14 protein-coding genes are annotated in these 16,830 nt (G+C 69.4%); 8 read left to right on the top strand and 6 right to left on the bottom strand.

The features are described from left to right. Positions 1 to 40: 40 nt before the first annotated feature. Both nirD and nirB read right to left on the bottom strand, forming a co-directional pair. Positions 41 to 391 carry a nitrite reductase small subunit NirD gene (gene nirD / locus LDO54_RS10030; protein ID WP_224009761.1) on the bottom strand — a complete coding sequence of 117 codons (351 nt, stop codon included), beginning with the start codon at positions 389 to 391 and terminating at the stop codon, positions 41 to 43. A gap of 52 nt (positions 392 to 443) precedes the next feature. Beyond that, on the bottom strand, positions 444 to 3,020 hold the full coding sequence (nirB, locus tag LDO54_RS10025; protein ID WP_224009809.1) for a nitrite reductase large subunit NirB: 2,577 nt from the start codon (positions 3,018 to 3,020) through the stop codon (positions 444 to 446). A 659-nt stretch (positions 3,021 to 3,679) separates the two neighbouring features. Here nirB and cobA point away from each other — a divergent pair. Further along, the gene (gene cobA, locus LDO54_RS10020) at positions 3,680 to 4,468 is read left to right on the top strand and encodes a uroporphyrinogen-III C-methyltransferase (RefSeq protein WP_224009806.1); all 789 of its coding nucleotides are present in this window, start codon (positions 3,680 to 3,682) and stop codon (positions 4,466 to 4,468) included. 15 nt (positions 4,469 to 4,483) lie between these two features. On the opposite strand, the gene LDO54_RS10015 is transcribed toward cobA, so the two are convergent. The 4 genes from LDO54_RS10015 to LDO54_RS10000 all read right to left on the bottom strand — a co-directional run bounded on the left by LDO54_RS10015 (position 4,484) and on the right by LDO54_RS10000 (position 6,847). Further along, a complete protein-coding gene (locus LDO54_RS10015) occupies positions 4,484 to 4,768 on the bottom strand; it encodes a cupin domain-containing protein (protein WP_224009759.1) in 285 nt (94 codons plus the stop codon). A 158-nt stretch (positions 4,769 to 4,926) separates the two neighbouring features. Then, positions 4,927 to 5,718, bottom strand: a complete 792-nt coding sequence (locus LDO54_RS10010; protein WP_224009758.1) for a glycosyltransferase family 2 protein — start codon at positions 5,716 to 5,718, stop codon at positions 4,927 to 4,929. Between the two features lie 44 nt (positions 5,719 to 5,762). After that, complete coding sequence (gene fabG / locus LDO54_RS10005) at positions 5,763 to 6,488, bottom strand: 3-oxoacyl-ACP reductase FabG (protein ID WP_224009756.1); 726 nt, start codon at positions 6,486 to 6,488, stop codon at positions 5,763 to 5,765. A gap of 41 nt (positions 6,489 to 6,529) precedes the next feature. Beyond that, positions 6,530 to 6,847 carry a phosphopantetheine-binding protein gene (locus LDO54_RS10000; protein WP_224009754.1) on the bottom strand — a complete coding sequence of 106 codons (318 nt, stop codon included), beginning with the start codon at positions 6,845 to 6,847 and terminating at the stop codon, positions 6,530 to 6,532. Positions 6,848 to 7,263: 416 nt separating this feature from the next. Here LDO54_RS10000 and LDO54_RS09995 point away from each other — a divergent pair, with 416 nt between their 5' ends. The 7 genes from LDO54_RS09995 (at position 7,264) to LDO54_RS09965 (ending at position 16,688) form a co-directional block, all read left to right on the top strand. After that, the gene (locus LDO54_RS09995) at positions 7,264 to 7,977 is read left to right on the top strand and encodes a hypothetical protein (RefSeq protein ID WP_224009752.1); all 714 of its coding nucleotides are present in this window, start codon (positions 7,264 to 7,266) and stop codon (positions 7,975 to 7,977) included. 67 nt (positions 7,978 to 8,044) lie between these two features. Then, the gene (locus LDO54_RS09990) at positions 8,045 to 9,853 is read left to right on the top strand and encodes an AMP-binding protein (protein WP_224009750.1); all 1,809 of its coding nucleotides are present in this window, start codon (positions 8,045 to 8,047) and stop codon (positions 9,851 to 9,853) included. 173 nt (positions 9,854 to 10,026) lie between these two features. After that, on the top strand, positions 10,027 to 11,040 hold the full coding sequence (locus tag LDO54_RS09985; protein ID WP_224009804.1) for an LpxL/LpxP family acyltransferase: 1,014 nt from the start codon (positions 10,027 to 10,029) through the stop codon (positions 11,038 to 11,040). After that, positions 11,037 to 11,780 (top strand): outer membrane lipoprotein carrier protein LolA, encoded by a 744-nt coding sequence (locus tag LDO54_RS09980; protein WP_224009748.1) that lies wholly within the window; start codon positions 11,037 to 11,039, stop codon positions 11,778 to 11,780. Before LDO54_RS09985 ends, LDO54_RS09980 begins: the two co-directional genes overlap by 4 nt. Positions 11,781 to 11,837: 57 nt before the next feature. Further along, complete coding sequence (locus tag LDO54_RS09975; protein WP_224009746.1) at positions 11,838 to 14,423, top strand: MMPL family transporter; 2,586 nt, start codon at positions 11,838 to 11,840, stop codon at positions 14,421 to 14,423. Next, a complete protein-coding gene (locus tag LDO54_RS09970) occupies positions 14,420 to 15,379 on the top strand; it encodes a polysaccharide deacetylase family protein (protein ID WP_224009744.1) in 960 nt (319 codons plus the stop codon). The genes LDO54_RS09975 and LDO54_RS09970 overlap by 4 nt, the downstream gene beginning before the upstream one ends. A gap of 40 nt (positions 15,380 to 15,419) precedes the next feature. Continuing rightward, the gene (locus LDO54_RS09965) at positions 15,420 to 16,688 is read left to right on the top strand and encodes a beta-ketoacyl-[acyl-carrier-protein] synthase family protein (RefSeq protein ID WP_224009742.1); all 1,269 of its coding nucleotides are present in this window, start codon (positions 15,420 to 15,422) and stop codon (positions 16,686 to 16,688) included. The last annotated feature ends 142 nt before the right edge of the window (positions 16,689 to 16,830 follow it).

The following is a 16,830-nucleotide window of genomic DNA, read 5'->3' as shown; positions in this document are numbered from 1 at the left end:
GGTTCGAATCAGAAAAGCAGCGAGAAAAACAGCGGAAAAATCAGGCCGAAATCCACACCTGGCCGTTTTCCACACGCGTGGCGAACGCGTTCACCGAGCTGTCCGGCACTTCGAGACACTCGCCGGTTTCCAGATCGAAGTGATGCTTGTAGATCGGCGAGGCCACCACGATGCGCTCGCCCAGACTGCCGACGAGACCGCGCGAAAGCACGGCCGCGTTCGAGTTCGGATCGTAGTTGCCGATCGCGAACACGCGCGCCGCGCCGTCGTCGACATGGAACACGGCGACCTGCTCGCCGTTCACGAGCGCGCACACGCCGGTGTTCGGCACGATGTCGTCGAGCTGGCAGATCGAGACCCAGGTTTCGTCTTGCTGAAGAATGGCGTTCATTTCGGATTCCTCGTTATCTAGCGGTTGGATCGAGCAGTTGAAAACAGCTACGTCACATCGTTTCGGCGACGACCGGAATCGCCGCCAGGCCTTCGTACTGCGCACGCACCGGCATGCCCTTGCGTTCTTCGAGCGTAGCCGGACGGATCTGGCCGCGCTCCTCGACGAAGGTCACGTTCTCGTCGCCTGCTTCGCTGTTGACGAAGTGACGGAAGCGACGGCGCGTGGCCGGATCGGTCACGGCGACCTTCCATTCGTCTTCGTAGGTGTCCACCACGAGCTGCATTTCGGCTTCGAGTTCGGCGGCGAGACCGAGCTTGTCGTTCACGACCACGTCGATCAGATAATCGAGACCGCCTTCGAGGTTGTCGCGCCAGACGCTCGTGCGTTGCAGGCGGTCGGCCGTGCGCACGTAGAACATCAGGAAGCGGTCGATGTAGCGGATCAGCGTTTCGCGGTCGAGGTCGGCGGCGAGCAGTTCGGCGTGACGCGGCTTCATGCCGCCGTTGCCGCAGACGTAGAGATTCCAGCCCTTCTCCGTGGCGATCACGCCCACGTCCTTGCCCTGCGCTTCCGCGCATTCGCGCGTGCAGCCCGAGACGCCGAACTTGATCTTGTGCGGCGCGCGCAAGCCCTTGTAGCGGTTCTCCAGACCAATCGCGAGGCCGACCGAATCGCCCACGCCGTAACGGCACCACGTCGAACCCACGCACGACTTCACGGTGCGCAGCGACTTGCCGTACGCATGGCCCGATTCGAAGCCCGCGTCGATCAGTTCTTCCCAGATCAGCGGCAGTTGCTCGACGCGCGCGCCGAACAGGTCCACGCGCTGGCCGCCCGTGATCTTCGTATAGAGGCCGTACTTCTTCGCGACCATGCCCACCGCGATCAGCCCTTCGGGCGTGACCTCGCCGCCCGGCATGCGCGGCACGACCGAATAGGTGCCGTCGCGCTGGATGTTGGCGAGGTAGTAGTCGTTCGAATCCTGCAGGCTCGCGTGCTCCTTCTTGAGCACGAACTCGTTCCAGCACGAAGCGAGAATGCCGGCCACCGCGGGCTTGCAGATATCGCAGCCGAGACCGTGGCCGTGCTTCGCGAGCAGGTCGCCGAAGGTCTTGATCTGCTCCACGCGCACGATGTGATACAGCTCCTGGCGCGAATACGGGAAGTGCTCGCACAGATGATTGTTGACGCTGAGGCCCTGGCGCTTCATCTCCGACTTCATGATCTGCGTGACGAGCGGCACGCAGCCGCCGCACGATGCGCCCGCGCAGGTCGTGGCCTTCATCGCGCCGATGCTGGTCGCGCCGTCGCGCACCGCCGCGCAGATCTGCGCCTTCGAGACGTTGTTGCACGAGCAGATCTGCGCGCCGTCGGGCAGCGCCTCCACGCCGAGCGCGGGTTTGGCGCTGCCGTCGGATTGCGGCAGGATCAGGAATTCGGGCGCTTCGGGCAGCGCGATGCCGTTGAGCATCATTTGCAGCAGCGTGCCGTATTCGCTCGCGTCGCCGATCATCACCGCGCCCAGCAGCTTCGTGCCGCATTCGGACACGACGAGCTTCTTGTAGACCTGACGGCGTTCGTCGGCGAAACGATAGGCGCGGCTGCCCGGCGTCTTGCCATGCGCGTCGCCGATGCTCGCCACGTCCACGCCCATCAGCTTGAGCTTGGTGCTCATGTCGGCGCCCGCGAAGCACGTCGCGGCTTCGCCCGCGAGCGTCTTCGCCACATTGCGCGCCATGTCGTAACCCGGCGCGACGAGGCCAAAAATCTGCCCTTGCCACAGCGCGCATTCGCCGATCGCGTAGATATGCGGATCGCTCGTGCGGCAGTCGTTGTCGATGGCGATGCCGCCGCGCGGGCCGACTTCGAGCCCGCAGGCACGCGCGATGTCGTCGCGCGGACGGATGCCCGCCGAGAACACGATCATGTCGGTTTCGAGGTGCGTGCCGTCGGCGAACACCATGCGATTCGCGGCGCCTTCACCATCGACGATCGCCGTGGTGTTCTTCTGCGTGTGCACCGTCACGCCCAGTTCTTCGATCTTCGCGCGCAGCACGCGGCCGCCGTCGTCGTCGACCTGCACGGCCATCAGGCGCGGCGCGAATTCCACCACGTGCGTTTGCAGGCCGAGATCGCGCAGCGCCTTCGCGCATTCGAGGCCGAGCAGGCCGCCGCCCACCACCACGCCGGTTTTGGCGCTCGCGCCGCGCGCCTGCATCGCTTCGAGATCTTCGATCGTGCGATATACGAAGCAATCCTGACGATTGTTGCCTTCGATCGGCGGCACGAACGGCACCGAGCCGGTAGCGATCACGAGTTTGTCGTAGGCGAGCGTTTCGCCGTTCGACACGCTCACGGTGCGCGCCTCGCGGTCGATCGACACGGCCTTCGCGTCGAGCACGAGGCGCACGCGCTCGCGCACGTCGTCGCGTTCGAAGAAGCCCGGCGCGACGAGCGAGAGATCGTCGGCGCTCTTGCCCGAGAAAAATTCGGAGAGATGCACGCGGTCGTAGGCGGGGCGTGGCTCCTCGCAGAGCACCGTGACGCGCACGTTCGCGCTTTCCGCGAGCACGCTCTCCAGAAATTTATGGCCCACCATGCCGTGGCCAATGACGACGACGTTCAGACCGTTCACTGCGAGCGTAGTTTGCGTCATGCTTGTGCACCAAATAAAAAGGCGTCCCGCGATGCCAGCTTGCGAAAAGCCAGACTCGGGGGACGCCGTTGCCCTGAATTCAATCGATTTGTACTGCTCTGCTGCTGCGCAGCCGGATCGCCGTTGATCCTGTTGAATGATCGTTATGCAAGCGCTGTGCCAATTCGCACGCATACCGCGAAAGCCCCGTCTGGCGGGCGTTTCGCGGCAGCGCCCGCGCATCGCGCACAAAAACGGCACGACGCTTCGTGATGCAGCAGGGCACAGATTTGGTGCCGTGCAGCACATTCGCTGTGCGCTGCGTTCTTGCAGGTGCGTGCGTTGTCAATGCGGGCGAGCCCGGTTTCGGGCGCGTCGCGTGCGGCTGCAAAGGCATCGGGAAGCGATCGGCAAGATCAGTACGCGCGCTGGTCTGGAACTTGCGTAAATCGACGCGTGTGAGTCGATACGAACGGCAACGATGCCGGACGCGTCGCGCGCGACGAAGCGCGCGGCGCATCGTCCTCGCAGGATGGACAGAACACAGGACAACGGCGTCCCCTCGTCATCGATGACGAGCGGACGCCGTTTTTTATTGGCGACACAGCCACACAGCCATACGGGTACACGACATGACGAACACGAACGCCATGAACACGACGGGCAAGGTCACGTTATTGAGCGCGGGTCCGGGCGACCTCGACCTGCTGACGTTGAAGGCCGCGAAAGCGCTCGCGAGCGCCGACGTCGTGCTGATCGACGACCTCGTGAATCCCGAAATCGCGACGCTCGCACCGCAGGCGCGCGTGATCAAGGTCGGCAAGCGCGGCGGCTGCCGCTCCACGCCGCAAGCGTTTATCGAGCGTCTGATGCAGCGTTACGCGAAGAAGGGTTTGCACGTGGTGCGCGTGAAAGGCGGCGACGCGCTGCTGTTCGGCCGCGCGGGCGAGGAACTCGCGGCGCTCGATCGCGCGGGCATTCCGGTGGAGATCGTGAACGGGATTTCGTCGGCGTTCGCGGCGGCGGCGGGACTGGGCGTGTCGCTCACGCATCGCGATCATTGCCAGGGCGTGATTTTCGTGACGGCGCATCTGCGCGATCACAGCGAGCCCGACTGGCGCGCGCTCGCGGCCACCGGCATGACGCTCGCCATCTATATGGGCATGAGCCGCATCGAGGGCCTGTGCGCGACGCTCGCGCAATCGCTCTCGCCCGCCACGCCCGCCGCCGTCGTGCAGTGGGCGGGCAGCGCGAACGAGCGCCGCGTGACGGGCACGCTCGGCACCATCGCGGCGCGCGCGCGCGACGCCGGGCTGGGCAGTCCGGCGATCATTCTGGTCGGTGATGCGATTGGCGAGGCGCTGGCGTTCGCGCCGCGTGACAGCGAGTGCGCCGCGCTGCTGTCGGCAGGCATGCTGCCGCAATTGCGCCGCGCGTAAGCGCCGCGTGGGCGCTTACTTGATCTCGATTTCGACGAACACCACTTCGCGCGGCGACGCATTGACGACGTTGTGCTCCACGCCCTGCAAGCCCGCGTAGCTCTGGCCCGCGACGAGCGCCTTCTCGCGCGGACCGTCGCGGGTTTCGATCAGCAGCGTGCCATCGGTTTGCGGCACGACGATGTAGTCGTGGCCGTGCACGTGCCAGCCGGTTTCGGCGCCGGGCGCGAAGCGCCATTCGGTGACGATGGCGCTCGCGTTCGAGACTTGCACGGTGGGGACGGCTTGCGGTCGGGACATGGGGCGCTCCTTGCTCCTGATTGTTATCGGCGATGTATTGCGCCGATTCTCAGGCAAGCGAGCCTTACGGGAAATAGACAGTGCGTGCGCGCCGACCAGCACAGTTGCACACACTCACGCGAACGCGCCGCTCAATTAGTCAGCATGCCGAACCAAACTCAGCGCCCGCCGCCCACCACGCGCTTCACCACCAGACCCGGCAAACGCAAGCCGAATCCGGCCACGAGCCGCAGATGCATCCACGAGAGCAGCAGGTTGTCGCGCGCATAGTTGAAGTGCGAAACGCCGCCTTCGTCGGCCTTGAAATAACGCACCGGCGCTTCGATCTGGATCGGCCGCACGCCCGCCCAGCACAAGCGCACGGCGGCTTCGGGATCGAAGTCAAAGCGGCGCATCCACGGCAGACGCGTCATGATCGTGCGCAGCGGCGCGATCGGATACACGCGGAATCCATACAGCGAATCGCCGATCCCGGCCCACAGCGTTTCGACATCGGCGAGCAGGTTCGACACGCGGCGGCCCTGCACGCGCAGCTGCGGCGCGCTCGCGTCGAACTTCGGACGGCCCAGCACCATCGCCTGCGGATCGGCCTGCGAGGCGGCCATGAAGCGCGGAATCAGCTCGGCGGGATGCTGGCCGTCGGAGTCCATCGTGAGCGCGTGCGTATAGCCCTGCGCGGCGGCGGCCTCGATGCCCGCGAGCACCGCGCCGCCCTTGCCGCGATTGTGCGGCAGCACGATCACGCGCAGGCCGTCGTCCTGCGCGGCCATCGCCTGAAGACGCTCGGCGCTGCCGTCGGTGCTGCCGTCGACGACCACCCACACGGGGTTCCAGTGCGCGCGCGCGGCGCGCACCGTCTCGTCGACCTTCACGCCGGGGTTGTAGCTCGGGATCAGGACGAGATGCGTCGCGCTGGCGCGCGGCGGGGTGGAGGTAACGTCGGCTTGCATGGAACGGGGTACGAGAAGCGGAAAGGTTGGGACGGCGCGCGCGATCAGGCGAGGCCGCCGTTGATCGACAGCACCTGGCCGGTCACGTAGGCGGCGGCGTCGGAGACCAGATAGGCGACCATGGCCGCCACTTCCTCCGGCTTGCCGGCGCGCTGCGCGGGCACGATCTGCTTGAGGCGCTCGGCGGGAAACGCGCGCTCCGCCATCGGCGACTCGATCACGCCCGGCGCGATCGCGTTCACGGTGATGCCGCGCGACGCCACTTCGAGCGAGAGCGCCTTGGTCGCGCCGATCAGCCCGGCCTTGGCCGCCGAATAGTTGACCTGGCCGCGATTGCCCATCACGCCCGCGAGCGACGCGACGTTCACGATGCGCCCGCGGCGCGTGCGGATCATCGGCAGCAGGAGCGGCTGCGTGACGTTGAAGAAACCGTTGAGCGACACGTCGATCACGCTGCGCCACTGCTGGCGCGACATGCCGGCCATCGGCGCGTCGGCGGTGATGCCCGCGTTGTTGACGAGGATCTGCACCGGGCCGCCGTTGGCATCGTCGATCAGCGGGGCGAGCGCGGCTTCTGTGGCGTCGGCGTCGGTGACGTCGAAGGCGATCGCGTGCGCCTGGCCGCCCGCGGCGACGATGCGCTGCGCCACGGCTTCGGCCTGCGCGAGCTGCCGGTTCGCGTGGACCCAGACTTCATGGCCCGCCGCGGCCAGGGCGTCGCAGATCGCCTGGCCGATCACTCCGCTGCCGCCGGTCACGAGTGCGCGCATCGGCTCTCTCCTGTCGTTCGTCGGTCGCGTGGCGCGTGCGATCAGCGCACGCGATGCGCATCGACGTAGGCGGCCAGCGCGCCGAGCGTCGCGAAGATCTTTTCGTTGTCGGGGTTATCCGAGCGCAGTTCGAAACCGTACTTCTTCGAGATCAGCAGCGCGATTTCGAGGATGTCGATGGAGTCGAGACCGAAGCCCTCGCCATAGAGCGGGGTCTCGGCGGTGACGTCGTCGAGCGCGACGTCTTCGAGATTCAGTTCGCCGACGATGAGCGCGGCCAGTTCGTGTTCGAGAGCGTTCATAGGCGTGCGGGTCGTTTGACGGGTCGGGTCGAATCGGGGCCGCACGGGGCGGGACATTTCACGCGCCGCCGCTTGCCGCGCCTGGGCGCCACCCCGCTCCGCCTGCCCGATTTAGGGATCGTTGGGTAAAAGTTACGCGGATTCTAGACGATGGGTATCGGGGCGTATACGGTGTCGCCGGCCGAAAGGTTACAGACGTTCCGAACCGTCTCACCCGCAATTTTGGGACACGACCGCCGCAGACGCTTGCACGGCATTGGACGCGCCGCGTTCGGAGCGGGCCCGCGCCTTGCAGTAAGGCATACAAACGGTTACAAACCTGCCGGTGCCTTGTCGGACGGCGCTGCGCCGCCACCCTAAAATACGCCTGCCGTCCTCACGCGGCCCTTTTTTGTCATACGTATGAGGATTGACGGCATGGAAAATAGCGCCACCGCCGTCTTCCGCCACTACCATTCAAGATAAGGAACCTGATGTCACGCCGCACCGCCCAGCCTGCCGCGCCCGCGCCGGACCGCCGTCCGGGCAGCGCCCGCTCCCCGAGGGAAGCGGCGCTGGGTGTCGTGCGCGCCGGGCTCGGCGTGGCGGTCGTGGTCGCCTACCAGCTGCTCGCGCATCGCGCGGTCGCGACGCCCGGCGAACAGGGCCTCGGACTCGCGATGGCGCTGCTGCCGCCGCTGGCGCTCGCGCTGTCGGCCGCCGCCGGATCGCCGCGCCGCGCCTGGCTGCTGCCGCTCTGGGCGCTGGCCGCCGGGGCCTTGTGGAGTGCGCGCACGCCGCTTGCTTATCATTTCGAATGGGGACTGTATCTGGAGCACGTGAGCTTCAACCTCGCGCTGGCGCTGCTGTTCGGCCGCACGCTGGCCGCCGGGCGCGAGCCGCTGTGTACGCAGTTCGCGCGCACGATACGCGGCGGCGGCCCGATGCCGCGCGCCATCGTGCGTTACACGCGCCGCATCACGCTTGCGTGGACGCTGTTTTTCGTGGCGATCGCCGCCGTCTCGACGCTGATGTTCGCGTTCGCGCCGATCGTCGCCTGGGCGACCTTCGCCAACTATGTCGCGCTGCCGCTGGTGGGCGCGATGTTCGCCGTCGAGCACGCCTGCCGCGCGCTGGCGCTGCCGCACGAACCGCGCGCCCGCATGCTCGACGCGGTGCGCGCCTACCGCGCGCGCGCCATGTCATAAACGTCGCGCAGGCCGCGCAAAGCCGCGCCGGCCGGGGATTTCGCAGGGTATTCGTATCAACCGATTTATGCAGACTCATCCGTTGCTGTTTCACGCTTCGCCCCGCCAGGTCATCGCCTGGCGCGATGGCGCGCCCGTCACCGTGCAAGGCTTTCTGGCCGACGTCGCACGCGTGGCCGACGCGCTGCCGCCGGGCGGGCACGTGTTCAACGTCTGCCGCGACCGCTACCGCTTCGCGGTGAGCCTGTGCGCGGCGCTCGTCGCGGGCCGCATCAGCCTGCTGCCGTCCACGCACGCGCCAGAGACGGTCCGACAGCTCAAGGCCTTCGCCCCCGACACGTTCTGCCTGCACGACGCGCCCGAGTGCGCGATCGACCTGCCGCGCTTTCGATACCCCGACACGCCCGCCGCAAATCTGACCAAAGATGACTGCGCCGACGCTCAGGACAACGCCAACAACAACGCCGACGACGCCCCCTTCGCCGTCCCGCAGATCGACGCCGCGCGCGTGATGGCCTACGTCTTCACCTCGGGCTCGACCGGCGCGCCGGTGCCGCATCGCAAGACCTGGGGCTGCCTCGTCGAAGGCGTGCGCGCCTCGGCGCAGAGCCTCGGCCTGAGCGGCGACGGCGCGGCGGCGCACACGCTGGTCGGCACCGTGCCCGCGCAGCATATGTACGGCTTCGAATCGACGGTGCTGCTCGCGCTGATCGGCGGCCTCGCGTTCAGCAGCCGCCAGCCGTTCTACCCCGCCGACATCCGCGCGGAACTCGATGCCGTGCCGCAGCCGCGCGTGCTCGTCACCTCGCCGATCCATCTGCGCACGCTGCTCGCCAGCGACGCGCCGCTGCCGCGCGCCGCGCTGGTGCTCAGCGCGACCGCGCCGCTCGCCGAAAAGCTCGCGAGCGAAGCCGAGGCGCGGCTCGGCGCGCCGCTGATCGAGATCTACGGCAGCACGGAAACCGGCCAGATCGCCACGCGCCGCACCGCGCAAGGCGCGACGTGGCGGCTGCTGCCGCGCATCCGCTTCGAGGCGCGCGCGACCGGGGACGAGGACAGCACCACGTTCTGGGCCAGCGGCGGCCATCTCGACGAACCCGTGCCGATGGGCGACGCGCTCGAACTGCTCGACGCGCAGCGTTTCCTGCTGCACGGCCGCAAGCAGGACCTCGTCAATATCGCGGGCAAGCGCACGTCGATCGCGTATCTGAATCATCAGCTCAACGCGATTCCCGGCGTGACCGACGGCGTGTTCTTCATGCCCGACGACGACGATTCCACGCGCGGCGACGCCGCGATCACGCGCCTCGTCGCGCTGGTGGTCGCGCCCTCGCTGAGCGTCGCCGACCTGCAGCGCGCATTGCGCGAGCGGATCGACGGCGCGTTCATGCCGCGTCCGCTGGTGTTCGTCGACGCCCTGCCGCGCAACGAAACCGGCAAGCTGCCGCGCGACGTGCTCGCGGCGCTGGCCGCGCGGCACGCGCGCGCGACGGCGTCGGAATCCGCGCGAGTGGCACAAGCCGCAAAACCCGCACAACGCAGCGCCGACAACGCAACCGCACACGCCCTGCGCTTCACGATCGGCGCCGATCATCCCGCGCTGCCCGGCCACTTTCCGGGCCTGCCGATCGTGCCGGGCGTCGTGCTGCTCGACCGCGCGATCGACGCCATCGGCACCGCGCTGGACCAGCCGCTCGACCGCTGGCGTCTCTCGGCGGCCAAGTTCCTGAGCCCGGCCGCGCCTGGCGAGGCGCTCGACCTCGCCTTCGACGCCGCCGCGAGCGGCGCGATCCGCTTCACCGTGCGCGCGGGCGAGCGCGACGTCGCGAGCGGCACGCTGGCCGTGCAACCCGCACAAGCGGAGGCCGCGCGATGAAACCGAACCTGCCGCCCGCCGCCGAAGGATCGAACGCACCGAACGCATCGACGAACGCATCGCCGAACGCGTCAACGAGCACATCGCAAAACGCATCGACCGCATCCGCCAAACCCGCGCGCACCGACTGGGCCCAGCGCGAGGAACGCGGCAGCGCCCTGCTGCTGCGCGTAATGACGTGGCTTTCGCTGCGCCTCGGCCGCCCCGCCGGGCGCGCGCTGCTGCATCTGTGCGCCGCCTATTACGTCCTGTTCTCGCCGCGCGCACGCGGCGCCTCGCGCGACTATCTGCGCCGTGCGCTCAAGCGCGCGCCGCAGTGGCGCGACCTCTGGCGTCACGTGTTCACGTTCGCGACCACGATCCACGACCGCATCTATCTGATGCACGGGCGCTTCGATCTGTTCGATATCCGTCCGCACGGCCAGACGCTCGTCGACGAAGCGCTCGCGGGCGGACGCGGCGCGTTCCTGATGGGCGCGCATCTGGGCAGTTTCGAAGTGGTGCGCGCGCTCGGCCGCACGCGCCCCGACCTGCGCGTGGTCGTGACGATGTTCGAGGAGAACGCGCGCAAGATCAACGCGACGCTGGCCGCCGTGAATCCCGCCGCGAGCCCGGAAGTGATCAGCCTCGGCCAGATCGATTCGATGCTGAAGGTCAATCAGCGGCTCGACGAAAACTGCATGGTCGGCATGCTGGCCGACCGCACGCTGCTCGCCGACGACTCCGCCTCGCTGCGCCGCATGGCCTTTCTCGGCGAGCCCGCCGCATTCCCGCTCGGCCCGCTTTACATGGCCGCGATGCTCAAGCGTCCGGTGCTGTTCATGACCGGTCTCTATCGCGGCGGCAACCGTTACGACGTGCACTTCGAAATGGTCGCCGACTTCACCCACACGCCGCGCGAAGCGCGCCGCGCCGCCATCGACGCGGCGCTCGCGCGCTACGTCTCGCTGCTCGACAAGTACGCGCGCGCGGCGCCCTATAACTGGTTCAACTACTTCGATTTCTGGAAAACGGTCAAGCCCGCGGCCGCGCCCTCCGCGCCCGTGGAAAGCGCCGCGCCCGCACGCGATGCCGGCGCGGCCAGCGCGCCGCGCCGCAACGAGGCCGCCGCACGCGGCGCGCACGCCACGCGCGCGACCCGCGCCGCCTCGGCCAGCCTGACCGCCCGGGAGACTTCCGACGCATGAGCACGACCCCACGTATGCCCTTTCGACTTTCCTCGCGCCGCCTGATGGCGCGCGCATTCGCCGCCGCCGCGCTGCTTGCGGGCGGCGCCACGCTGAGCGTCATCGGCACGCTCGCGCCCGTCACGTCCGCCCAGGCCGCGCCCGCCTGGACGCTCGACCGCCTGATGGCGACGCTCGCGCAGCACAAGACCGGCCGCGCGACCTTCACCGAAACGCGCTGGCTGGCGATCGCCGCCGAGCCCGTCGAATCGTCGGGCGAGCTGGCGTTCGCCGCGCCCGATCATCTGGAAAAACACACGCTGAGCCCGAAGCCGGAGCAACTGATCGTCGACGGCGACATGCTCACGGTCGACCGCAACGACCGCAAGTACACGCTCGCGCTCGCGCATTACCCGGAAGTGGGCGCGTTCATAGAGAGCATCCGCGCGACGCTCACGGGCAACCGCTACGCGCTCGAAAAGACCTACAAGGTCGCGATCGCCGGACGCGGCGACAACTGGATGCTCACGCTCACGCCGCGCGACTCGCGCATGCAAAAGGTGGTCAACACGATCACGCTCGAAGGCACGCGCGGCGAGCTGCGCAGCGTGGCGATCCAGCAGGCGGGCGGCGATCATTCGCTGATGAAATTGCAGCCGCTCGCGCCTGCGTCGGCGGCGTCGCCTGCATCGCCCTCGCCGGGTGCCGCGGCGAAAGCGTCGAAATCGGCGAAGTCGGCCGCCTCGGGCGAGTTGGGCTAAGCGCCCCGCCCGTTCGAGCCCGCTCGACCCCACCCAAACGGAAACAGGGACGCGCCGATGGACGACCGCACCCGCCCCGCCTCCGCATCGAAGCCCGCTTCCCTGCCCGCTTCCACGCCCGCACGCAGGCCGGCGTTCAGGCAGCCCGCGGTCCTGCTGTGGCTGCTGTTCCTGCTCGCCTGCGCCGTCACCATCGCGCGCACGCAGTTCGTCACCGACCTCTCCGCGTTCCTGCCGCGCGCGCCCAGCGCGGGCCAGCGCGTGCTCGTCGAGCAGTTGCGCGACGGGCTGGTTTCGCGGCTGATTCTCGTCGGCATCGAAGGCGGCGACGCGTCGTCGCGCGCGCGGCTCTCGCGCGAGATCGGCGCGACGCTGCGGGCCGATCCGCAATTCGCGGCGGTCCATAACGGCGAGGCCGTCAACGACGCGCGCGACCAGCAGTTCGTCTACGCGCACCGCTACGCGCTGAGCCCGTCGGTCACGCCGCAGCGCTTCACGGCGGCGGGCCTGCACGACGCGCTCGGCGAGAGTCTCGATCTGCTCAGCTCGTCGGCGGGCCTCGTCGCGAAGGATCTGCTGCCGCACGACCCGACCGGCGAAGTGGCCGCGCTCGTCGATCAGCTCGACAGCGCCGCGCAGCCCGCCACGCGCGACGGCGTCTGGGCTTCGCGCGACGGCGCGCGCGCCGTGCTGGTCGCGCAGACCGCCGCCGCGGGCTCGGACACCGACGCCCAGGCGCGCGCCATCGACGCCGTAAAGCGCGCCTTCGCCTCGGCCACGCGCACGCTGCCGAATGCCACCGACGCCTCCGCCTATCGCGTGGTGATGACCGGTCCCGGCGTGTTCTCGGTCGAGACGCGCGACGCGATCCGCCACGACGTCGAGCGCATTTCGGTGCTGAGCCTCGTGCTGATCGTCGCGCTGCTGCTCACGCTCTATCGCTCGCCGCGCCTGCTCGTGCTCGGCCTGCTGCCGGTGCTCTCGGGCGTGGCGGCGGGCATCGCGGCCGTGAGCCTCGCGTTCGGCGCCGTGCAGGGCCTCACGCTCGGCTTCGGCACCACGCTGATCGGCGAGGCGGTCGATTATTCGATCTATCTGTTCGTGCAGTCGTCGCCGTCTTCGTCGCCGTCTTCCTCGCTTTCATCGTCGATGCAAACGCACCGCGACGCCGCGCTGCGCGCCTGGATCGCCGCCTACTGGCCGACGATCCGCCTCGGCGTGCTGACCTCCGTGTGCGGTTTCGCGTCGATGCTGTTCTCGGGCTTTCCGGGCCTCGTGCAACTGGGCGCGTATTCGATCGCCGGACTCGTCACGGCCGCGCTCGTCACGCGCTTCGTGCTGCCGCATCTGCAAGGCGGCGCGCACGCGATCCGCGACGTCTCGCGCCTCGGCGCGGCGCTCGCGCGCGCGGCCGCGTTCGCGCCGCGTCTGCGCTGGCCGCTCGCCGCGCTGGCCGTGGGCGCGGTCGTGTTCGCCGCGTGGCATCGCGACACGCTCTGGAGCCACGAACTGTCCGCGCTGAGCCCCGTGCCCGCCGCGAGCCAGGCGCTCGACACGCGTCTGCGCGCCGACCTCGGTGCGCCCGACGTGCGCTATCTGGTGGAGATTCCGGCCGCCAGCGCGCAGGCCGCGCTCGAAGGCGCGGAACGCGTCGGCGCGCAATTGCAGCCGCTGGTCGCGCAAGGCACGCTCGCGGGCTTCGAAAGTCCCGCGCGCTATCTGCCGAGCGACGCCGCGCAGCGCGCGCGGCTCGCGAGCCTGCCCGACGCCGCCACGCTGACGGCGCGTCTGCGCGAAGCGGTCGCCCATCAAAGCATCAGCGTGAAGCCCGAGGCCTTCGCGCCCTTCGTCGCCGATGCGCAGGCCGCGCGCGCCGCGCCGCTCATCACGCGCGCCGACCTGAACGGCACCTCGATGGCGCTCGCCGTCGACGCGCTGCTCACGCAACGCGACGGCCACTGGAACGCGATGCTCGCGCTGCGCGCGCCCGCGAGCGCCTCGAAGGCCGCCAACACATCGAGCCTCGACGCCGACGCGATCCGCGCCGCCGTCGCGCAAGCGGGCGTGCCCGACGCGCTGTTCGTCGACATGAAAGCGGAAGCCGACCGCCTGTACGTGAACTACGTGCGCGAGGACATCCGGCTCTCGCTCGCGGGCTTCGTGGCGATTGCCGTGCTGCTGGCGCTCGCGCTGCGCTCGGTGCGGCTCGCCGCGCGCGCGCTCGCGCCGCTCGTCGCGGCCGTGCTGGTGGTGGTCGCGGGCTTCGCGCTCGCGGGCGTGCCGCTGACGATCCTGCACCTCGTCGGCATGCTGCTGATCGTGGCGGTGGGCTCGAACTACGCGCTGTTCTTCTGCAAGCGTGGCGCGCACGGCGCGCAGACCATCGCGCCGCACACGCTGGTCTCGCTGCTGGTCGCCAATCTCGCGACCGTCGCGGGCTTCGGCCTGCTGGCGCTCTCGCACGTGCCGCTGCTCGAAACCTTCGGCCTGACCGTCGGCCCCGGCGCGATGCTCGCGCTCGCGTTCGCCGCGATCCTCGCGCCGCGCGATGCGGCCACGCCCGAGGTGAAAACCGCGCGCCTGGACACGCGCGCAGACACGCACGCCGCGACCCAGCCCCATCGACAAGGAAACCCGGCATGAACGGCCCCACGCCGCTTGAACCGCGTGAGCGCCACGGTGCCCACGCGCCGCGCACGCCCCACGCCCCGCGCGCGTTCGCGCTCGCGGGCGGCGCGCGCCGCTGGCTGCCGTCGCCGTTCATCGCCGGCGCGGCGGCAGTGCATGCGGGCGCGGCGGCCGCGCTCGTCGCGCAGCCGTCCGCGTGGCCGTGGGCGGTCGGCAGCGTGGCGGCCTCGCATCTCGCGCTGACCGCCGCGGGCCTCTGGCCGAAAAGCGCGCTGCTCGGCCCGAACTGGACGCACCTGCCCGCGTCGTCCGCGCCCGGCGCCGACCGTCGCCTCGCCCTCACCATCGACGACGGCCCCGATCCCGAGATCACGCCGCGCGTGCTCGACCTGCTCGACGAATACGGCGCGCACGCGACCTTTTTCTGCATCGGCGAACGCGCCCGCCAGCATCCCAAATGGATCGAGGCGATCGTCGCGCGCGGCCATGCCGTGGAGAACCACAGCCAGCGTCATCGGCATACGTTTTCGCTGAGCGGGCCCGGCGCGCTGCGGCGCGAAATCGAGGCCGCGCAGCGCACGCTCACGGAAATCAGCGGCACGCGTCCGCGCTTTTTCCGCGCGCCCGCCGGCTTGCGCAATCCGTTTCTCGAACCGGTGCTCTGCGCGCTCGGGCTGCAACTGGCGAGCTGGACGCGGCGCGGCTTCGACACGCGCGAGCGCGATCCGCGCACCGTGGCGCAGCGTCTGCTGACCGGCCTCGCGCCGCGCGACATCCTGCTGCTGCACGACGCCAACACGGCCCGCGACGCGCTCGGCCAGCCGGTCGTGCTCGCCGTGCTGCCACAGGTGCTGCGCGCCGCCGCCGACGCGCAATTGCACTGGACCACGCTGCGCGCCGCGCTCGACACCGCGCCGTCTGCGAGCCAAGGCGGACACGGCGGACGCAGCGCCCCGTTTGGTAAAATTTGACCCTTAAATGGCGCGCGCGCCGGCCTCAGGACCGAACTCCGTGAACCCACTTCTCGTCTCGCACTTCACCGCCACCAGCTGCCTCGGCCACGGGCTCGACGCCATGCTCGACGCGCTGCGCGAGCGGCGCAGCGGCCTCGCGCCGTGCGACTTCGAACGCGCGGATCTCGATACGTGGATCGGCGCGGTGCGCGACCTCGACGCCGTCGAAATCCGCGCCGATCTCGCGGCCTACGCGTGCCGCAATCATCGTCTCGCGCAACTCGGTCTCGAACAGGACGGTTTCGCCGGGCGCGTGCGCGACGCCGTCGCGCGTTACGGCGCGGAGCGCGTGGGCGTGTTCGTCGGCACCAGCACGAGCGGCATCCTCGAAACCGAAAACGCCTATCGCGAGCGCGATCGCGACACCGGCCTGCTGCATCCCGGCTTCGACTACGCGCGCACCCACAATCCCTACGCGCTCGCCGCGTTCGTGCGCGCCTACTTCGGCGCGCGCGGTCCGGCCACGTCGATTTCGTCGGCGTGCTCGTCGAGCGCGAAGGTGTTCGGCTCGGCGCGGCGCATGATCGAAGCGGGCCTGATCGACGCGGCCGTGGTGGGCGGCGTCGATTCGCTGTGCCTCACCACGCTGTACGGCTTCAACTCGCTCGAACTGCTGTCGCGCCAGCCGTGCCGGCCGTTCGACGTGGCGCGCGACGGCATTTCGATCGGCGAGGCGGCGGCGTTCGCGCTGCTCGAACGCCTGCCCGCGCAAGCTGACCAGGCCGACGCGTTGCCCGGCGACGCGATCCTGCTGCTCGGCGTGGGCGAATCGAGCGACGCGCATCACATGTCGTCGCCGCATCCCGACGGGCTCGGCGCGCGTGCCGCGATCGAGCAGGCGCTCGCGAGCGCGGGCCTCGCGCCGGGCGACATCGACTACATCAATCTGCACGGCACGGCCACGCCCAGCAACGACGCCTCCGAAAGCCGCGCGGTGGGCGCGCTGTTCGACGCCACGCCGTGCAGCTCCACGAAGGGCGCGACCGGCCACACGCTCGGCGCGGCGGGCGCGCTCGAAGCGATTGCATCGGCGCTCGCGCTGCGCCACGGCTTCGTGCCCGCGGGCGTCAACACGCAGGTCGTCGATACGGCGCTCGGCGTCGATTACGCGCTCGCGAACCGCGACGCCACCGTGCGCGCCGCGCTCAGCAATTCGTTCGGCTTCGGCGGCACGAATTGCAGCCTCCTGCTCGGACGCGCGGATTTCGCGATGAATCGCCTGAACAACGGTGCAAAAAACGCCGCAAACAACGAGGTGCAATCGTGAAACTGCATGCGTGGATCGAAGGGATCGGCGTGATCGGTCCGGGTCTCGTGGACTGGCCGCAGGCCGCCGACGTGCTCGCGCAGCGCTCGCCGTACGAGGCCGCGCGCACGGTGCTGCCCGCGCCCGCGAGCCTGCCCGCCGC

Origin of the sequence: Paraburkholderia tropica (assembly GCF_914484835.1) — a bacterium.
Lineage (GTDB): Bacteria > Pseudomonadota > Gammaproteobacteria > Burkholderiales > Burkholderiaceae > Paraburkholderia > Paraburkholderia tropica_A.
The sequence above is the reverse complement of the archived record's forward strand: the minus strand, read 5'-3'. Positions and strand labels throughout refer to the sequence as shown.